The 1,257-nt window shown below is 41.4% G+C and carries 1 protein-coding gene; it reads right to left on the bottom strand.

The window, feature by feature from the left end; genetic code table 11:
- Positions 1-7: 7 nt before the first annotated feature.
- Positions 8-1,257: group II intron reverse transcriptase (locus G4P69_RS38435; RefSeq protein ID WP_313890617.1), on the bottom strand; the 1,250-nt coding region annotated here is incomplete at its 5' end.

Raw genomic sequence — 1,257 nt, 5'->3', positions numbered from 1 at the left:
CACACGGCTACTCAGTGTGTTGTCCTTTTGTCATTCCGGACTTCCTGACCTTAAACCCTTTAAAGAATGGAATATCATTAACCCATTCCCAGTCAAGTTTTTCCCAAAATTGAGAAAGTTTTTCTAGGAATTTAGAGTGGTCTTTTTTCCTTATCTTCTTCAGGTCAATTGCGGTCTTTTCGTCATGGCAATGCCGATGTAACAGTTGAAGATTTTTATATTCATCCTTGCCGCCTATAGCTTTAGGGATGATGTGGTCTTCTTCTAAAACATCCCAGTCATGGAAGCTTAATCCACACCAGGGGCATTTACCCTTTTGCTGTTTTAACAGCTTAGCCTTACGATTAGGCGTTTGAGGGTGTGTCCCTAGCCTTGAACTCCAGTAAATTAGGTCGCCATCGTAGGGGCTTTTATCGCCTTTAACTTTCACATAGTCAGTGCTACTGCACTTCATCTCCCTATGTTTCAGTAACCGAAAGGGGTTTTTACCTTCTCTGGTTGCGAATACCCAATTGTCACCGTCTATGAAATTCCAATATTTGGTATGTCCATCATTGATGTTTCCACATCGGCTTAAAGCCCATTTCCGAAGTTTCAGGTATGTGAGGTAATCCTGTTTAGACAATTCTCCGATTGTTTGTGCATCGGAGTGTGAATAGAAAGAAGTCCATCCCCTGATGACAGGGTTAAGGTCTTTTATAAGTACCACTTGGGGTGAAGACCCATGTTTTTTGATGATTCTTTCGATTTCCTCTTGATGTGCCTGAATTGCCTTCTGGGATGGGGTGATGAGAGTGTTAAAACCTAATATTTCACCGTAGCGATTTATATTACTCCGGTACTTTCCGGCTGGGTATTGCTGAATATGATGACCTAAAAAGTCAAATCCAGCTTTGCCATCCTCGCTTTCCTCAGATTTGAGTGAATGAGTTAACCGGGTTTTTTCAGGTTTTATCTCAAGTCCTATGCCTTTTAACCACTCCGAGATAATTTCTCGGCATCTGGTGACAACGGATTTGTTTTCATGGAGTACCACAAAATCATCCGCGTAACGGATAATATTAGGGGGACAGAAATGAGTACCCTTTTTGTGAAACCAAGTTTCCTTTCCTCTACCAGAGATTTCCGGAAATTCTTGTTTTATCCGTGTTTCCATGCCATGAAGGGCTATGTTAGCAAGTAATGGAGAAATTACTCCACCTTGCATTGTACCTTCAGATGTAGCAGTAAATACTCCAGAATCTATAACACCAGATT

It is taken from the genome of Aetokthonos hydrillicola CCALA 1050, from assembly GCF_017591665.1.
Classification (GTDB): domain Bacteria; phylum Cyanobacteriota; class Cyanobacteriia; order Cyanobacteriales; family Nostocaceae; genus Aetokthonos; species Aetokthonos hydrillicola.
The sequence above is the reverse complement of the archived record's forward strand: the minus strand, read 5'-3'. Positions and strand labels throughout refer to the sequence as shown.